13 protein-coding genes are annotated in these 15,410 nt (G+C 32.6%); 6 read left to right on the top strand and 7 right to left on the bottom strand.

The window, feature by feature from the left end; translation table 11 throughout:
- Window positions 1-45: 45 nt before the first annotated feature.
- Window positions 46-1,692 carry an alkaline phosphatase family protein gene (gene pafA / locus WN975_RS14015; RefSeq protein ID WP_337967081.1) on the top strand — a complete coding sequence of 549 codons (1,647 nt, stop codon included), beginning with the start codon at window positions 46-48 and terminating at the stop codon, window positions 1,690-1,692.
- 135 nt (window positions 1,693-1,827) lie between these two features.
- On the opposite strand, the gene ald is transcribed toward pafA, so the two are convergent.
- Window positions 1,828-2,946: an alanine dehydrogenase gene (ald, locus tag WN975_RS14010; protein WP_337967080.1), complete on the bottom strand. Its 1,119-nt coding sequence runs from the start codon at window positions 2,944-2,946 to the stop codon at window positions 1,828-1,830.
- Between the two features lie 200 nt (window positions 2,947-3,146).
- Here ald and WN975_RS14005 point away from each other — a divergent pair, with 200 nt between their 5' ends.
- Window positions 3,147-3,605, top strand: coding sequence for an Lrp/AsnC family transcriptional regulator (locus WN975_RS14005; protein WP_041516998.1), 459 nt, complete (start codon window positions 3,147-3,149; stop codon window positions 3,603-3,605).
- A gap of 63 nt (window positions 3,606-3,668) precedes the next feature.
- Here the strand turns inward: WN975_RS14005 and WN975_RS14000 are convergent, their stop codons facing one another.
- Window positions 3,669-5,117: a glyceraldehyde-3-phosphate dehydrogenase gene (locus WN975_RS14000; RefSeq protein WP_337967079.1), complete on the bottom strand. Its 1,449-nt coding sequence runs from the start codon at window positions 5,115-5,117 to the stop codon at window positions 3,669-3,671.
- A gap of 229 nt (window positions 5,118-5,346) precedes the next feature.
- Entirely contained in the window at window positions 5,347-6,747 is a 1,401-nt protein-coding gene (locus WN975_RS13995; protein ID WP_337967078.1) for a trypsin-like peptidase domain-containing protein, read from the bottom strand.
- A gap of 139 nt (window positions 6,748-6,886) precedes the next feature.
- On the opposite strand from WN975_RS13995, the gene dapF reads away from it, so the two are divergent.
- The 4 genes from dapF (at window position 6,887) to WN975_RS13975 (ending at window position 10,521) form a co-directional block, all read left to right on the top strand.
- A complete protein-coding gene (gene dapF, locus WN975_RS13990; protein ID WP_337967077.1) occupies window positions 6,887-7,669 on the top strand; it encodes a diaminopimelate epimerase in 783 nt (260 codons plus the stop codon).
- Window positions 7,670-7,717: 48 nt separating this feature from the next.
- Window positions 7,718-8,251: a GNAT family protein gene (locus WN975_RS13985; protein WP_099709223.1), complete on the top strand. Its 534-nt coding sequence runs from the start codon at window positions 7,718-7,720 to the stop codon at window positions 8,249-8,251.
- Window positions 8,252-8,261: 10 nt separating this feature from the next.
- Window positions 8,262-9,302, top strand: coding sequence for an endolytic transglycosylase MltG (gene mltG, locus WN975_RS13980; protein WP_337967076.1), 1,041 nt, complete (start codon window positions 8,262-8,264; stop codon window positions 9,300-9,302).
- A gap of 571 nt (window positions 9,303-9,873) precedes the next feature.
- Window positions 9,874-10,521: a peptidoglycan-binding protein LysM gene (locus WN975_RS13975; protein WP_337967075.1), complete on the top strand. Its 648-nt coding sequence runs from the start codon at window positions 9,874-9,876 to the stop codon at window positions 10,519-10,521.
- A 54-nt stretch (window positions 10,522-10,575) separates the two neighbouring features.
- Here WN975_RS13975 and scpA read toward each other — a convergent pair whose 3' ends face one another.
- The 4 genes from scpA to udk all read right to left on the bottom strand — a co-directional run bounded on the left by scpA (window position 10,576) and on the right by udk (window position 15,241).
- Complete coding sequence (gene scpA / locus WN975_RS13970; RefSeq protein ID WP_337967074.1) at window positions 10,576-12,717, bottom strand: methylmalonyl-CoA mutase; 2,142 nt, start codon at window positions 12,715-12,717, stop codon at window positions 10,576-10,578.
- Window positions 12,718-12,762: 45 nt separating this feature from the next.
- Window positions 12,763-14,127 (bottom strand): methylmalonyl-CoA mutase subunit beta, encoded by a 1,365-nt coding sequence (locus tag WN975_RS13965; RefSeq protein ID WP_337967073.1) that lies wholly within the window; start codon window positions 14,125-14,127, stop codon window positions 12,763-12,765.
- 17 nt (window positions 14,128-14,144) lie between these two features.
- Window positions 14,145-14,480, bottom strand: coding sequence for a septum formation initiator family protein (locus tag WN975_RS13960; protein ID WP_055095440.1), 336 nt, complete (start codon window positions 14,478-14,480; stop codon window positions 14,145-14,147).
- A gap of 152 nt (window positions 14,481-14,632) precedes the next feature.
- On the bottom strand, window positions 14,633-15,241 hold the full coding sequence (udk, locus tag WN975_RS13955; RefSeq protein ID WP_337967072.1) for a uridine kinase: 609 nt from the start codon (window positions 15,239-15,241) through the stop codon (window positions 14,633-14,635).
- Window positions 15,242-15,410 lie beyond the last annotated feature (169 nt).

The following is a 15,410-nucleotide window of genomic DNA, read 5'->3' as shown; positions in this document are numbered from 1 at the left end:
TTAAAATGTGAATCAGTATTTTTGTGTAAATATTATAATCTAAGTATGAAAAAAAGTATTGTATTGTTGACATTGTTTGTTATCTCAAATTTAAGTGCTCAACAGCGCCCTAAGTTGGTTGTAGGTATTGTAGTTGATCAGATGAAAATGGAATATTTATATCGGTTTTCGGATGATTTTTCTCCAAATGGATTTAAGAGATTGATGAATAATGGATATACTTTTCAGAATATGCATTATAATTATATGCCAACTTATACTGCTCCCGGACATGCTTCTATCTATACAGGTACAACTCCATCGACTCACGGAATTGTAGGTAATGAATGGTTTAGTAGAACTCTTGGTAAAGAAATGTATTGTACTGATGATGCATCTGTAAAAACTGTTGGAGACGGAACTGTTGAAGAAGGTGCAATGTCTCCAAAAAATCTTCAAAGTACTACTATTACTGATGAAGTAAGAATGGCTACTAATTTTCAAGGAAAAGTTATTGGTATGAGTCTTAAAGATCGTGGAGCAATTTTGCCAGCAGGTCATTTTGCGAATTGGGCTTTTTGGTATAGTAAAACTGGTTCTTTTATTTCTAGTACATTTTATGGAGAAAAATTACCAGAATGGGTTACTGAGTTTAATAATGAGAAGCATTACATGGCTTACATTAATAAAGGATGGGATTTGTATAAACCAGCTTCAACTTACAACGAAAGTTTACCAGATAACAATCCATATGAAGGAAAGTTGTACGGAAGTGCCGCTCCAGTTTTTCCATATGATTTAAAAAGTATGTATGCGAAGAATGATGCTGGTGTTTTAAGAGCTACTCCTTTTGGGAATGATTTATTAGCTGAATTTGCTAAAAAAGCTATTGAAAAAGAAGAGTTAGGTAAAGATAATATTACTGATTTCTTAACAGTTAGTTTCTCTTCGACAGATTATGTTGGGCACTTACTAGGACCACGTTCTATGGAACTTCAGGATACTTATTTGAGATTGGATCAAACTATTGCTGACTTTTTGACTTATTTAGATACAACAGTTGGTAAAGGGAATTATCTTCTATTCCTGACAGCTGATCATGCTGGTGCTGAAAATGTAATTTATCTGAAAGACCACAAATATAACGTTGATAATTATCCATCAAAGGATGTTAAAAAGAGTTTGCAGGATTTCTCTGTTAATACATTTGGCGTTGATTTGATTTTAAATTATTCAAATTTTAATATTTTTTTCAATAAACAAATTATTAAGGACAAAGGTTTAGAGCTTGTAAAAGTTAAGCAAGCTTTTAAAGAGTTTTTAATTACACAACCTCAAGTTAAAAGAGTATATACTGAGGAAGAAATTTTAGCAAATTCTGGAAATGATTATTACTTAAATTTTGTCGCAAAAGGATACGATGTAACTCAGGATGGTGATATGATAATTATCGATAAACCTGGAGATATTGAATATTCAACTACAGGAACATCTCACGGAACGCCTTATAGTTATGATACTCATGTGCCGGCTATTTTCTACGGTTGGCATATTAAAAAGGGAGAATCATATGATAAGAAAGCTATTACCGAGATCGCTCCAACAATTGCTCAAAAAATTAAAGTTACTTTCCCTAATGGAACCGAAGCAAAAGTATTGCAAGAAGTTTTGGATGAGAAAAACGAAAAAAACGAAAAAAGTGAGAAAAAATAGTTCTCTCTATTTCATATAAAATAAAAGCCTGTCATAAATATGACAGGCTTTTTTATGCTTTAAAAAAAGGCTTTTCAATTAAGAAAAGCCTTTTAAATAGTGTTTATTTAGTAAGCACTTATTTTAATGTTAACACTATGCGTTTGCTAACACTAATTCTTCGTTAAAAGGAAGATTCCAAGCTTCAGCAACTCCTTTGTAAAGAATTTTTCCGTTTGCAATATTTAATCCTTTTTTCAATTCTTCATTCTCATTACAAGCTTTTTCCCATCCTTTATTAGCTAATTGTACTGCATATGGTAAAGTAGCATTTGTTAAAGCTAATGTAGATGTATAAGGTACTGCACCTGGCATATTAGCCACACAGTAGTGAACGATATCATCAATAATAAAAGTTGGATTTTCGTGAGTTGTAGGAGTACAAGTTTCAATACAACCACCTTGATCAACAGCTACGTCAACAACAACAGTTCCTGGACGCATTAATTTAAGCATATCACGAGTGATTAAGTGAGGTGCTTTTGCTCCTGGAATCAAAACTGCTCCAACAATTAAATCAGCTGTAGCAATTGCTTTTGTGATATTGTAGTGATTAGACATTTCTGTACTTACGTTTGCAGGCATGATATCATCTAAATGACGTAAACGAGGCAAACTTAAATCCATAATTGTTACTTGAGCACCTAAACCAGCAGCCATTTTTGCAGCTTGAGTTCCTACAATTCCTCCACCTAGTACTAATACTTTTGCTGGTGGAACACCAGGAACACCTCCTAAAAGAATTCCTCTTCCTTTTAATGGTTTTTCAAGATATTTTGCTCCTTGTTGAATAGCCATACGACCAGCAACTTCAGACATTGGAACTAATAATGGTAAACTACGATCCGTTTTTTCAACAGTTTCGTATGCTAAACATACAGCACCTTTCTCAAGCATTGCGTGAGTTAATGGCTCAGATGAAGCGAAGTGAAAATAAGTAAATAATAATTGATCTTTTTTGATTAATGGATATTCAGAAGCGATTGGCTCTTTTACCTTAATAATCATCTCAGCAATAGCATATACTTCTTCAATAGTTTCAAGAACTACAGCACCAGCATTTGCGTATTCGTCATCAGCAAATCCACTTCCTAAACCAGCAGTTGCTTGTACATAAACTGTATGGCCATGTTTTTTCATTTCAGAAACACCAGCTGGAGTTAATGCTACACGATTCTCATTATTCTTAATTTCTTTTGGAACACCTATTATCATTTTGTTATATTTTTTTAGTTTTTTGTAAATTGTTTTACAAATCTACTGATAGAGAATATATTATTGATATTGGCTTATTAAATAAGAAAATATTATTTTATTTCATACTTTTACAGAAAATTATTCTTTTTAGGATCGGTTTTACTTCCTCAAAAAGAAAAAATGACTAAATTTTACTACTCATAGAAAACGTTTTCGTTATGGCTTTAGATGAAATAGACAAAAAAATCTTACGACTTTTACAGGAAAATGCGCACTACACTTTAAAAGACATCGCAAACAAGATTAATCTATCGTTAACTCCTGTTCATGATCGTGTAAAACGTCTTGAAAAAGAGGGTGTTATAGAGAAATACGTTTCGATTTTAAATAAGAAGAAATTAGGTAATAATCTGACTGTTTATTGTCAGGTTACCTTAACAAAACAGACTTACGATACCTCGGAAGGATTTAATCAATCAATTTTGAATTTACCAGAAGTTGTTGAGTGCAATTATGTTTCCGGAAATTTTGATTACATGCTTAAGATTATAATTCCGGACATGGAAAGTTACCACCATTTTCATCAAAAGAAATTATCAATTTTGCCCGAAGTCTCTCTTATAAATACGGTTTTTGTTATTTCAGAAGTTAAAAGTACGACTGTTTTACCGATTTAAATAAAAACAAAAAACCACCAAGAGAACTTGATGGTTTTAAGAATAGTTGGTTTTGGTTTTATATTAATAGTAAGTATAACGTCTTACTTTGGCAATATACTTTGCTAAACGAATTACTTGATGACTATAGCCATATTCGTTATCATACCAGATATAAAGCACAATGTTTTTTCCATCTTTAGAAACAATTGTAGCATTACTATCATAAATTGAAGGTGCAGAAGTTCCAACAATGTCAGAGGAAACTAACTCATTATTCAGTGAATATTTAATTTGTTCTACCAATTCGCCTTCAAGGGCATATTTTTTCATGATTTTGTTAATTGCAGGAATTGAAGTTGCTTTTTTAACTTCTAAATTCAAGACAACTAAAGATCCATTTGGAACCGGAACGCGAATAGCATTCGAAGTTAATTTTCCTTCTAAAGATGGTAATGCCTTTGCAACTGCGCTTCCGGCGCCAGTTTCAGTAATTACCATATTTAAAGCCGCTGCTCTGCCACGACGATATTTTTTATGCATATTATCAACCAAATTTTGGTCATTTGTATAAGCATGAATAGTTTCTAAATGTCCTTTGGCAACACCTAAAGTATCTTCAATTGCTTTTAGAATCGGTGTAATAGCATTTGTAGTGCATGAAGCTGCTGAGAAAATATCAATTTCATCAGGATTATATTCGTTATGATTTACACCATGTACAATATTAGGAATCCCTTTTCCGGGAGCAGTCAATAAAACCTTGCTAACACCTTGCGATGTTAAATGTCTTTTTAGAGCTTCTTCAGTAGTAAAAGCTCCAGTATTATCAATAACCAAAGCGTCATTGATTCCGTATTGTGTATAGTCAATTTCTTCTGGAGAATTTGCTGTAATGATATGAACTGTTGTTCCGTTAATGATCAAAGCATTATTTTTTGGGTCAGCAATTACAGATCCTTGAAAATCACCGTGAATAGAGTCGTATCGCAATAGAGAAGCTCGTTTCTCTAAACTAGACGCATCATTTTTATCACGTAAAACAATTGCTCTCAAACGCAATTGATTTCCTTTTCCGGTTTTAGACATTAGCTCTCTTGCTAATATGCGTCCAATTCTGCCAAAGCCATATAAAACCACATCTTTAGGTTGAATTTCTTCAGATGATTTGGCTTTTTTTAGCTTATCCAAAACAAAATATCTTGCATCCGGATATTTTTCATCTTCTAAACGATATTCATAAGTAAGTTTTCCAAGGTCTAATTTTGCAGGAGGAAGATCTAGCGAAAGAACAACTCTTGCAATTTCAACCGAGTCAAAAATAGTAATTGGTTTACCTACAAATTCGCCTGCGTATTGATGTAAATTAATAATATCGCTGACATTTTTATCCAATAATTGATTTTTGAATAAAACCATTTCTATGGATTTATCATACCATAAATCGCTTATGATTTTGATTAATTCGACACCAGCTCTTCTTCGGTCGACTTGTAATGATACCTCTTTTTGGTACAACGTTTTTTTGCTCATAATTGATTAAATTGAAAAAAGAAAAACACAAATATTTTTTAATTTTGCGCAAAAGTATCCATTTCAATCGATTTCGTAAACAATTTTGTGATTTATTTTTGAAAATAAAAAAGCCACCCTGTTTTCCAGAATGGCTTTTTGAATTATTAATTTTGAAGTTTTTTTAACCAAAGTTTTTAAATTTCGATTCAGATTAATTGAAAATCTTAACTTAAAACAAAGACTATTTTTAAATGATAATTCTAAGAATTTCTCCGTTTTTATTTATCATTTCAAGACGTACACTTTGTCCTTCATCTTTTTTACTTAAAAGTTTAGAAACGGTTTCAATATTCGTTGCTTTTACATTGTCAATACTCAAAATAATATTGCCTTGTAATTCGTTTTGATATTGCATAAGATTTTCATTATTGATGTTTTTGATTTTTACGCCATAATCAATTCTGAATTTCTTTCTATCAGAAGCATCGATATTTTCTAATTCGATTCCTTTGAATTCCGTACTGTAAAATTCATTTTTGCTTAATGTTACAGGAACAGATTTCGTTTTTCCGTCTTTGATATAAGTTACTTTAACAACATCGTTTGGACGTTTTGTATTAATGTAACCCGAAAGATCAGCATAAGTAGCAATATTTTGTTCATCAAGTTTTACAATAATATCACCTTTTGCAAGACCCGCTTTTTCGGCACCTGAATTTTTAGAAACTTTACTAATATAAAAACCTTGTGTTTCTGCAATACCTAATTCTTTTGAAGCAGTACTGTTTAGTTCGCCGCCTTCAACACCCAAAATTCCTCTTTGAACATTACCAAATTCCATAATATCCTCGATTATTTTTCGAGCAATGTTAGAAGGAACAGCAAAAGAATATCCAACATAAGAACCTGTCATTGATGAAATCATAGTATTAATACCAATCAATTCACCTCTTGTGTTTACCAAAGCACCACCACTATTTCCTGGGTTTACAGCAGCATCAGTTTGAATAAAAGACTGAATTCCTTTTGCATCTAAATTTCTGGCTTTCGCCGAAACAATTCCCGCAGTTACTGTCGAAGTCAAATTATATGGATTACCAACCGCCAAAACCCATTCGCCAACTTTTACATTATCAGAATTGGCAAAAGCAGTATAAGGAAGTTTTTCATCAGCATTAATTTTTAGTAACGCTATATCCATTTTAGAATCTGTACCAATAAGTTTTGCAGGATATGATTTTTTATTGTTTAATGTAATTTCGATTTCTGTTGCATCCTTAATTACATGATTATTGGTCACAATATATCCGTCTTCAGAAATGATGACTCCTGATCCAGTACCAACTTGCTCTTGTTGTTGCGCGCCTCCATAACCATAGAAAAATTCCATCATAGGATTGCTAACCGTTCTTCGCGAAACATTTTTTACGTGAACAACCGTGTGAACTGTCTTATCTGCGGCAGCTGTAAAATCTACGGTTTCGGCAGCCAAACCAACATTTTTACCAAAAGAATCGGGGGCAAGAGTAACAACAGAATTTCCTCTTCCAAAAAAAGAATTGTTACTTTCAAATAATAACTTGTAAGCACCAAGGGTAGTAGCACCGCTTAGGAGTGAAACTAAAAATAAGGTTGAAAATCTTTTCATAATTACTATCTATGTTTAGGTTATTTTAAGTAAAAATATATCAAAAAAAAGCTGTTGTAAAGTGGTTTAACGCTCTTTAACATTGATTAACATTTCATTAATTATTTGTTCGTACTTTTGTGTTACTAATGTGAAAAAAATGCAAATAGAATTTTATAAATATCAAGGTACCGGAAACGATTTTGTAATGATTGATAACCGTTCAAATTTCTTTCCAAAAGAAGACATTAAATTAATTGAACGTCTGTGTGACAGACGTTTTGGTATTGGAGCTGACGGACTTATTTTGTTAGAAAATGACTCCGAAACTGACTTCAAAATGGTCTATTATAATTCAGATGGAAACCAAAGTTCGATGTGCGGAAACGGTGGTCGATGTCTTGTAGCTTTCGCTAATCAATTGGGAGTTATCGAGAACAAAACAACCTTTATTGCAACAGATGGTTTGCATCATGCATCTGTAGGAGACGATGCTATAATTTCGTTACAGATGATCGATGTTGATGAAGTTCAAAAGGAAGATTCATACACATTTTTAAATACAGGTTCTCCACATCATGTTCAGATTGTTGAAGATTTAGAACATTATAATGTAAAAGACAATGGCGCTGCAATTCGTTATGGTGAATTATATGGAGAAAAAGGAAGCAATGTTAATTTTGTAAAGAAAGTTGACGACAGTACTTTTTCGCTTCGTACTTACGAAAGAGGCGTAGAAGACGAAACTCTAGCTTGCGGAACTGGCGCAACAGCAGTTGCAATTGCAATGAATGCGATTGGAGAAACCGATAAAACTTCAATTAATTTAAATGTTGAAGGCGGAAAACTTGTAGTTTCTTTTGATAAAATTGGAGATCATTTTACTAATGTTTTCTTGACCGGACCAGCAAAATTTGTTTTTAAAGGAACAATAGAAATATAATAAGTGATGTCAGTCTGAGCGGAGTCGAAGACAAATTAAAATTCTAAAATGATTACACTCAAAGGAGAAAATATTTACCTGCGTGCTTTAGAACCTAATGATTTAGAGTTTGTTTATGCAATGGAAAACGACGAAAGTATTTGGGAAGTTAGTAACACACAAACACCTTATAGCCGTTTTTTAGTTAGACAATATCTGGAAAATGCACAACAGGATATTTATGAAGCTAAACAACTGCGTTTGGCAATTTGTCAGGATGTAGATTTTCCAGCTATCGGATTGATTGATTTATTTGAGTTTGATCCTAAAAATAACAAGGCAGGAATTGGAATTGTTATCCAAAAAGAAGAGAATAAAAGACAAAATGTAGGTTCTGAGGCATTAGAACTTTTAATCAAGTATTCTTTTCATAATTTAAATTTACATCAATTGTATGCAAATATTGCTGTAGGAAATGTAGCAAGTATAGCTCTTTTTACTAAATTTGGCTTTGAGAAAATAGGAATTAAAAAAGATTGGATTTTGCTAAATAACCACTATCAAGACGAAGCAATGTTTCAATTAATTAACAAACAAATTTAAAATTTACACTTTGAGCCTAAAAAAAATAATCACAATAACTGCTGTAGCCGTAATTTCAGCCTTAATGATTTACGGATTTGTTTTAATTAGTCAAATTTTCAGCGCTAATACTAAATTCGAAGAAAAAGAATTGTATGTATACGTTCCAACAGGAGCTAATTATAATGATGTCAAAAAAATATTAGAACCTTATATCAAGAATTTTGAAAATTTTGAAATGGTTGCTAATAAAAGAAGCTATCCTGAAAATGTAAAATCAGGTCGTTTCTTGCTTAAAAAAGACATGAATAATATCGATTTGGTTCGTGCAATGCGTTCAAATGTTCCTGTAAAATTAGCGTTTAATAATCAGGAACGTTTAGAGAATTTTGCCGGAAGAGTTGGTTCAGAGATCGAAGCAGATAGTTTATCATTAATGAAAGCTTTTAAAGATTCAACTTTCCTGGCTACAAATGGTTTCAATGAAGACAATGTTTTTGCGATGTTCATTCCAAATACATATGAGATTTATTGGAATACTTCTGCAGAGAAATTCCGTGATAAAATGATCAAGGAATACCATAATTTCTGGACTGCAGAAAGAATCGAAAAAGCCAAAAAACAAGGATTAACGCCTGTTCAGGCTACAATTTTAGCTTCTATAGTTCATAAAGAATCTGTAAAGAAAGATGAAAGACCTAGAATTGCAGGAGTTTATTTGAATCGTTTGCGTTTAGAAATGCCATTACAAGCAGATCCAACCGTTATTTATGCTTTAAAACTTAGAGATAACAATTTTGATCAGGTTATAAAAAGAGTTTTTTATAATGATTTAATTATGAAATCTCCATATAACACTTACGTGAATGTTGGACTTCCTCCTGGACCAATTGCAATGCCGGATATTACAGCTCTTGAAGCAGTTTTAAATCCTGAAAAGAACGATTATATTTATTTCTGTGCTAGTGTTGAGCGTTTTGGATATCATGAATTCGCTTCTACGTTAGCAGAACATAATGTTAATGCAAAGAAATATTCAGATTGGATAGCTAGTCAAGGCGTAACAAGATAGTTTTCTTATCCTAAAAATAAAAAAAAACCGAAGTTTAAAGCTTCGGTTTTTTTTATGAGTTTTAATCATTGATCTCGACGCGAGAATATAGAATGGAAGTGAATGTTAAAAATGAATTATGGATTTGTGGATTTCTCGTTTTTGAGATTGTTTTTAGAAAATATAATCAAGAATGAAGAGAAGCTAAATTCTCTTTTTGACTTATTCGTAAAAGCCTAAAATTTGAAAAACGTAAATTTTGTTTTTCGTGTAAATTGTTAAAAGTTTACATAAAAATAATATTTGGTATTCATAATTAACATTAAAAAAGTGTAGGTTTTATCTTTCTATTTTAACAAAATTGATAAAAAAATGATAAAAATGACATTTTTAGAATTTCTTTTTTGACGATTTTGAAGCAAAATATTAGTCTTGCCCGAACGCTCGAAAACTGCATCAATAAAGGGATTAGACAGTATATTTGCAATTGTTGAATTGTTTAAATGATTGATTATCAGTATTGTTTTGTATTTATTATCTTTGCACCGTAGAAATTTCAAGAGGGTGACAGCGTTTTGAAGAAAAACAATTTATGATAAAGAAATGGTATTTTTATGCGAGTTTGATCGTTATTATTACATTTTTAAGTTTGGGTTTTAAACCCTTTAATCTAGAAACCAAACCTTGGTTTTTAATAGAAAAAACAGATGGATCTGAATACTTATTTCCATCGCTCGAAGAGGATGATTATCCTACTTTACACAAGTTAAATGTCCCATTTACAGGAAAACGTCTTATAGGTTTTAAAGAAGCCGTTGCCTTTAAAGAATCACAAGGAAAATACCGATTGGTAAATTCACTTGGTTACATGGGAAAATATCAATTTGGAACCCAAGCATTAAGATCGATTGGTGTTCAAAATAAGAAAGCCTTTTTAAAAGATCCGGCCTTACAAGAAAAAGCATTTATTGCGTTGTTGTCCAAAAACAAATGGATTCTGCGTAATGAAATTGAAAGGTATGAAGGAAAAATTGTAAATGGTATTGCAATTACCGAATCCGGAATTTTAGCTGCAGCTCATCTTGGAGGCGCAGGTTCAGTTAAAAACTTTTTCAAAAACAAAGGAAACAGGCATTTTAGAGATGCTTACGGAACTTCTTTGAAAAGTTATCTGAAAGCCTTTGGCGGTTATGATCTTTCTTATATTGAAGCAGATAGTAATGCTACAATACACGATTAAACATCAAACAAAAGCAAAAAAAATCCCGATAAATTCGGGATTTTTTTATGTTTATTAGTCAATTAAAATTTCCAGAATTTTAATTGCCGCTTCACTAATTTTAGTTCCGGGACCAAAAACAGCTACAGCACCAGCATCAAATAGAAATTGATAATCTTGTGCCGGAATTACACCGCCAACAATTACCATAATATCTTCGCGTCCGTGTTTTTTAAGTTCTTCGATAACTTGTGGTACTAATGTTTTATGTCCTGCGGCCAAAGATGAAACACCTAATATATGTACGTCATTTTCTACAGCTTGTTTAGCAGCCTCTGCCGGAGTTTGAAAAAGCGGACCAATATCAACATCAAAACCTACATCTGCATATCCTGTGGCAACTACTTTGGCGCCACGATCATGTCCGTCTTGTCCCATTTTGGCAATCATGATTCTCGGACGTCTACCTTCTTGTTTTGCAAAGGCATCCGCTAATTGTTTTGCCTTTTCAAAATTTTCGTCATTTTTTATTGCTGCACTATACACACCGCTAAAGGATTTAATTTGCGCTTTGAATCTGCCAAAAATACTTTCCAGAGCATCGCTAATTTCTCCTAAAGTCGCTCTGTTTCGAGCAGCTTCAATAGCAATTTCCAATAAGTTTCCTTGTCCGGTTTTTGCACAAAGTATTAATTTTTCCAGTGATTGATTTACTTTTTCAGTATCTCTCGTTGCTTTGATTTCTTGAAGCCTTTCTACTTGTTGCTTACGAACCATTTGGTTGTCAACATCCAAAATATGCAAAGGATCTTCTTTTTCTAATCTAAATTGATTTACACCAACAATAATATCCTGACCGCTATCAATTCGGGCTTGTTTTCTTGCAGCCGCTTCTTCAATTCTTAATTTAGGAATTCCTGCTTCTATAGCTTTAGTCATTCCGCCTAACTCTTCAACCTCTTCGATTAATTTCCAGGTGCTTTTTAGAATTTCATTAGTCAAACTTTCCACATAATAACTTCCTCCCCAAGGATCAACCGTTTTGGTGATTTTAGTTTCTTCTTGTAAAAAGATTTGAGTATTACGAGCAATTCTTGCCGAAAAGTCTGTTGGCAAAGCAATAGCTTCGTCAAGTGCATTAGTATGTAAAGATTGAGTTCCTCCAAATGCTGCGGCAGTTGCTTCAATACAAGTTCTGGCTACATTGTTAAAAGGATCTTGTTCTGTTAAACTCCAGCCACTAGTTTGACAATGTGTTCTTAAAGCTAAAGATTTATCACTTTTAGGATTAAATTGCTGTACTAATTTTGCCCAAATCATTCGTCCGGCGCGCATCTTAGCGATTTCCATAAAATGATTCATTCCAATTGCCCAAAAGAAAGAAAGGCGAGGAGCAAACTCGTCAATAGTCATTCCTGTAGAAAGTCCGGTTCTGATATATTCTAAACCATCTGCCAAAGTATAAGCCAATTCAATATCGGCAGTTGCTCCGGCTTCCTGCATATGATATCCGGAAATCGAGATAGAATTGAATTTCGGCATTTTCTTGCTTGTAAATTCAAAAATATCTGCAATGATTTTCATCGAAGGAGTTGGAGGATAAATATAAGTATTACGAACCATAAACTCTTTCAGGATATCATTTTGGATTGTTCCGGAAAGTTTTCCAATTGCAACACCTTGTTCTTCAGCTGCAACAATATAAAATGCCATGATAGGTAAAACCGCACCATTCATAGTCATCGAAACAGACATTTCGTCTAATGGAATCTGATCGAACAATACTTTCATGTCTTCAACAGAATCTATTGCAACACCAGCTTTTCCAACATCACCAACAACTCTTTCATGATCAGAGTCATAACCGCGATGTGTTGGTAAATCAAAAGCAATTGAAAGTCCTTTTTGTCCCGCAGCTAAATTTCGTCTGTAGAAAGCATTACTTTCTTCTGCGGTTGAAAATCCTGCATATTGGCGAATTGTCCACGGACGTCTTACGTACATTGTAGCATAAGGTCCGCGCAAGTTTGGTGCAAATCCTGCTCCAAACTCGAGAAACTCCAAATCCTCAATATCTTTTTCAGAATAAGTTTCTTTTAGTTCGATTCCTTCTGCTGTAAAAAAGTTTTGAGTTGTAGGTTCAGAACTATGTTTAAGTTCGTCTGACTTATCACTTTTAACTTCTAACTTAATATGTTTAAGGTTTTTTCTTATCATTGAAATACTCTTTTGAGTAGGTTTATTAATTACTTTAAAAAAGGATTATTCTAATTCTAAACGTTCCTGTTCCAGTTTTTCGGCTAATCTTTTTTCTATTATTGGTGTAATTAATGTTTTTCGTGGTTTTATTTTTACAAAAGGAAACAATTCTAAATCGTGTTTCATTTTGTCGTCTTTGTTAGGATATTTATTTGTTCCTAACAGAACCTCTTTTTTAGAATCAAAAAGGTCTTGTTCTTTAGTCGCACTTTCCTGAATCTTCTTTTTGATAGTTCCATCGTTCAGAAGTTTCAAAAATCCGCCGCTGGCTTCAATATCTTTAAATAAAGTCAAACTTTTCTCGGCTAATTGTGCAGTCAAAGTTTCGATATAATAACTTCCGTCAGCCGGATTATTTACTTTATCAAAATAGCTTTCGTGTTTTAAAACCAATAATTGATTTCGGGCAATTCGATCGCCAAATTCATTGTCTTTATGGTACAAAGAATCATAAGGTAAGTTAGCAACGGCGTCTGCACCGCCTAAAATTGCCGACATGCATTCGGTTGTTGTACGAAGCATGTTTACGTTGTAATCGTAAATTGTTTTATTTCGTTTGGTTGGCGTTACCAAAAAATGACATTCTATATCAGGATTATATTCTGAAGCTATTAATTTGAAAAGCATTCGTAAAGCACGAAGTTTTGCAATTTCAAAGAAATAATTAGTTCCAACCGAAATTTGAAAAACAATTGGTTTTGAAATAGTAGTTAAACGATTCAAACATTCATTTGCATGTGCCAAACTGTACGCAATTTGTTGCGTAATATTGGCACCTGAATTTTGATATAATCCTAAATCTACGCTTAATAGCGAAAGATTTGTGGTTGCTTTTGAAATGTTTTCAATCGTTTCAAAATTATTTTTATCAGATGTAGTAAACCAATTTCCTTCTCTTGCAAAATGACCAATTGGATCAATATTACAATAAAAAACAGCTTTTTTCTGAATTGAAATGGTGTCTAATAATTTTACGAAATCGATTGAAATAAAATTCAAATTAAAGTAAACGGTTCTGTTTTCTAAAGGAAGAGTTTCTAATAATTTTTGAATATCGATTTTTTCGTTTTCTATAGTAAAACGTAAACTTTCTGCACCTCTTTCAATAGTGTTTATAGCTCTTTGAATCGATTTTTCGATATCGTATACAAAGATGTTTTGACAAATTTTGAAATTTGAAGCATTGGTTTTTACTGGTGCTGATTTTGAAAATTCGTCAATATGATAAAAAGGTTTTACCTGAATATCTTCTGGAGAGTTCCAGATTACGGTTTCGTTATAATCAGCGCCATCTAATTCAAACTGAATTTTTTGTTTCCATTGTTTGGATGAAATCGGATTAAAATCGTCGAACAGGGTAGTAGCCATTGGGTGCTTTTTTCTGATTATTCTTTAGTATCTTGAATGGTGTCTCCTTCAAATTGGATGATGTAAATATCTTCGCTGTCTTTTTTCATAAAGTACTTTTCGCGAGCATATTTTTCTATTTGTTCAGGATTTTTAAGTTGCTTGATCTGTTCCTGATCTTTTTTTATTTCGTCCTGATAATATTTTTTATTGTCTTGTAATTCGTTAATCTGTCCGTCCAGAAAACGATGATCAAAATAAGAGTAATTGTCTAAAAATAACATCCAGACCACGAAAAAGAGTAAAACCCAAACGTATTTGTTGCTCATTAATTTGAACCAGCGCTTGTCTTTATATGGATTTTTTAGTTTCATTTTCTCTTTAACAGATTACTTCTTATAAATTCGATTGGTGTTCTAGCCCCGATAGAAGTGAAAATACTTTTGTGCCGGGGTTCGGCACAAAAGATTGAAACGGATAGCGGGAAATAGCTCCTTATTTTAATGCAATAAATTTACGATAAAAATTATGAAATTCGTTGATTAATTACGGCACGAACTACATCAATTGCTACGGTATTGTATTTGTCGTTTGGAATTATAATATCGGCAAAAGCTTTAGACGGCTCGATAAATTGCTCGTGCATAGGTTTTAAAGTGTTTTGATAACGGGTTAAAACCTCGTCGATATCACGTCCGCGTTCTGAAATATCTCTTTTTAAACGACGAATTAATCTTTCGTCAGAATCTGCGTGAACATAAATTTTAATATCGCAAAGATCACGTAACTCCGGATTAGTCAAAATTAAAATCCCTTCAACAATCATAACTTTTCTAGGATGTGTCGATACAGTATCGTCAGTTCTGTTGTGTTGTATGAAAGAATATACGGGCTGATCGATTGTTTCTCCGGCTTTTAATGCTTTTAGATGTTTAACCAATAATTCAAAATCAATGGCACGCGGGTGATCGAAATTGATTAATGCTCTTTCGTCAAATGATAAATTATCAGTTTGCTTATAATACGAATCCTGAGAAATTACACCTACTTCAGTATCTGGTAATTCGTTCATGATTTGGTGTACGACTGTCGTTTTTCCACTTCCTGTTCCTCCTGCAAGTCCAATAATGAGCATATATTTTTTGTTTGATATTTGTTTGGCAAAAATAATAATTTAACTGAATTGAATAAAAATATTAACGAATTAAACCATATAAGTGATATAAGTAAATTTAAGCAAACATATATTTAAACAATTTATTAGTTCATTGAACTTATATTACTTATATGGCGAAAAACATAAA

The organism is uncultured Flavobacterium sp. (genome assembly GCF_951805225.1).
Lineage (GTDB): Bacteria > Bacteroidota > Bacteroidia > Flavobacteriales > Flavobacteriaceae > Flavobacterium.
This window is presented reverse-complemented; position numbering and strand designations above follow the sequence as displayed.

What these genes read in the sequence shown, in the direction of transcription:
- WN975_RS14000 (WP_337967079.1), bottom strand. Translation starts at nt 5,117, where the DNA reads ATGAGCAAAAAAACGTTGTACCAAAAAGAGGTATCATTACAAGTCGAC.
- WN975_RS13975 (WP_337967075.1), top strand. Translation starts at nt 9,874, where the DNA reads ATGATAAAGAAATGGTATTTTTATGCGAGTTTGATCGTTATTATTACA.
- dapF (WP_337967077.1), top strand. Translation starts at nt 6,887, where the DNA reads ATGCAAATAGAATTTTATAAATATCAAGGTACCGGAAACGATTTTGTA.
- WN975_RS13995 (WP_337967078.1), bottom strand. Translation starts at nt 6,747, where the DNA reads ATGAAAAGATTTTCAACCTTATTTTTAGTTTCACTCCTAAGCGGTGCT.
- WN975_RS13985 (WP_099709223.1), top strand. Translation starts at nt 7,718, where the DNA reads ATGATTACACTCAAAGGAGAAAATATTTACCTGCGTGCTTTAGAACCT.
- WN975_RS14005 (WP_041516998.1), top strand. Translation starts at nt 3,147, where the DNA reads ATGGCTTTAGATGAAATAGACAAAAAAATCTTACGACTTTTACAGGAA.
- WN975_RS13960 (WP_055095440.1), bottom strand. Translation starts at nt 14,480, where the DNA reads ATGAAACTAAAAAATCCATATAAAGACAAGCGCTGGTTCAAATTAATG.
- scpA (WP_337967074.1), bottom strand. Translation starts at nt 12,717, where the DNA reads ATGATAAGAAAAAACCTTAAACATATTAAGTTAGAAGTTAAAAGTGAT.
- WN975_RS13965 (WP_337967073.1), bottom strand. Translation starts at nt 14,127, where the DNA reads ATGGCTACTACCCTGTTCGACGATTTTAATCCGATTTCATCCAAACAA.
- pafA (WP_337967081.1), top strand. Translation starts at nt 46, where the DNA reads ATGAAAAAAAGTATTGTATTGTTGACATTGTTTGTTATCTCAAATTTA.
- udk (WP_337967072.1), bottom strand. Translation starts at nt 15,241, where the DNA reads ATGCTCATTATTGGACTTGCAGGAGGAACAGGAAGTGGAAAAACGACA.
- ald (WP_337967080.1), bottom strand. Translation starts at nt 2,946, where the DNA reads ATGATAATAGGTGTTCCAAAAGAAATTAAGAATAATGAGAATCGTGTA.